Here is a 1,826-nt window from a genome sequence, read left to right as displayed (position 1 = left end):
CCCCCCCCCCCCCCCCCCCCCCCCCCCCCCCCCCCCCCCCCCCCCCCCCCCCCCCCCCCCCCCCCCCCCCCCCCCCCCCCCCCCCCCCCCCCCCCCCCCCCCCCCCCCCCCCCCCCCCCCTTTTCAAGCAGAAGACGGCATACGCGATGGTAACGCAGGTCTCGTGGGCTCGGAGATGTGTATAAGAGACAGATATCATTCGGCCAGATTTATCGGTAATAACGAACATTAGCCTTGACCATACCAATCTGCTAGGTAATACTTTGGCCGAAATTGCCTTTGAGAAAGCGGGTATTATTAAGCCTAATACACCGGTCATTATTGGCGAACGTCAGCCCGAAACCGATCCTGTATTTATAAAAAAGGCAAAGGAGCAGAAAGCCCCTTTAGTATTTGCGGAAGATCTACTCCAAACGTCCAACATCATAAAAAAATCAAACTTTCTCCAAGTAGATATTTACCAGCAGAAAGAAACATTGCTAAAAAACCTAAAGCTAGACCTTAGCGGTTCTTATCAGTTAAAGAACATTATTACTGTATTAGAAACCGTTGAATCTTTAAGAAAAAATGGTTATCATATCCCAGAAGATGCCATTTACCAAGCACTAAAAAACGTAAAAAAACTTACGGGCTTGCAAGGCAGATGGCAAACTTTAGCTAAAGCTCCACTAATTATATGTGATACAGGGCATAATAAAGCAGGGATTAATGAAGTCTTACATAACATAGAGCAGACCAAATACCAAACATTGCACATGGTTATCGGCATGGTTAAGGATAAGGATATTAATGGTGTACTGCAATTGTTGCCAAAAAATGCCCATTATTATTTTTGCACTCCCCAATTAGAACGGGCGCTCCCTTCAAAAGAGCTAGCTGAACAAGCCGCATTATATCATTTAAAAGGTAGCGCTTATGCTACCGTAGCAGCAGCATTAAATGCCGCTAAGGAAAAGGCAAAGAAAGAAGATTTGATTTTTGTTGGAGGAAGCACTTTCGTAGTAGCCGAAATTATATAAGAACTTTACATTAGGGCATTTTTTTCTTAATGTACAATTAATACCTTTATCAAAAAATCACACCGTAAATGAAATTAAAACTATTGTGCTTATCCATAGCCACAATGCTCTGTCATAATCTTTATGCACAAAAACCAGCTAAAGCGGTCGCACCTTATTATTCAGCTTATCCCAAAACAGTTAACAGACCAAAACTGGTCATAGGCATGGTAGTCGATCAGATGCGCTGGGATTACCTTTATCGTTTTTATAGCCGTTATGGCGAAGGAGGATTTAAACGTTTGATCAATGATGGCTTTTCTGCCGAAAACACATTAATTCCTTATACACCTACCTACACCGCATGTGGTCATGCTTCCATCTATACAGGCTCTGTTCCTGCTATAAATGGCATTATTGGCAATAACTGGTTTGATCCACAGATTGGCAGGGATATTTATTGTGTAGAAGATAAAAATGTGAAGACCATAGGAAGTACAAGCGATGCAGGTTTAATGTCGCCCAAAAACCTACTGGTAACTACCGTAACAGATGAACTAAGATTGGCTACCAATTTTAAAAGCAAGGTAATCAGTATTTCTTTAAAAGATAGAGGCGCCATTTTACCTGGTGGCCATACGGCCAACGGCACCTTCTGGTACGATGGAAAATCTGGAAATTTTATTAGCAGTACACATTACATGAACGAATTACCATCATGGGTAAATCAATTCAATGCCAATAAATGGCCCGACAAATTCTTCGAAAAAGATTGGCATACCCTGTATCTGTCTCTTATACACATCTCCGAGCCCACGAGACCTGCGT

At 43.0% G+C, this 1,826-nt stretch carries 3 protein-coding genes; all 3 read left to right on the top strand.

The annotated features are described in order from the left end of the window. A partial coding sequence (locus JHD79_RS22450) for a hypothetical protein (protein WP_199121590.1) occupies positions 1-232 on the top strand: 232 nt, incomplete at its 5' end. Beyond that, positions 195-1,019 carry a folylpolyglutamate synthase/dihydrofolate synthase family protein gene (locus JHD79_RS22445; protein WP_370583374.1) on the top strand — a complete coding sequence of 275 codons (825 nt, stop codon included), beginning with the start codon at positions 195-197 and terminating at the stop codon, positions 1,017-1,019. The genes JHD79_RS22450 and JHD79_RS22445, both read left to right, overlap by 38 nt. A 68-nt stretch (positions 1,020-1,087) precedes the next feature. Further along, the coding region (locus JHD79_RS22440) for an alkaline phosphatase family protein (protein WP_233164844.1) at positions 1,088-1,826 on the top strand (739 nt) is incomplete at its 3' end.

This window comes from Pedobacter sp. ASV28 (genome assembly GCF_016428855.1).
GTDB lineage: Bacteria > Bacteroidota > Bacteroidia > Sphingobacteriales > Sphingobacteriaceae > Pedobacter.
This window is presented reverse-complemented; position numbering and strand designations above follow the sequence as displayed.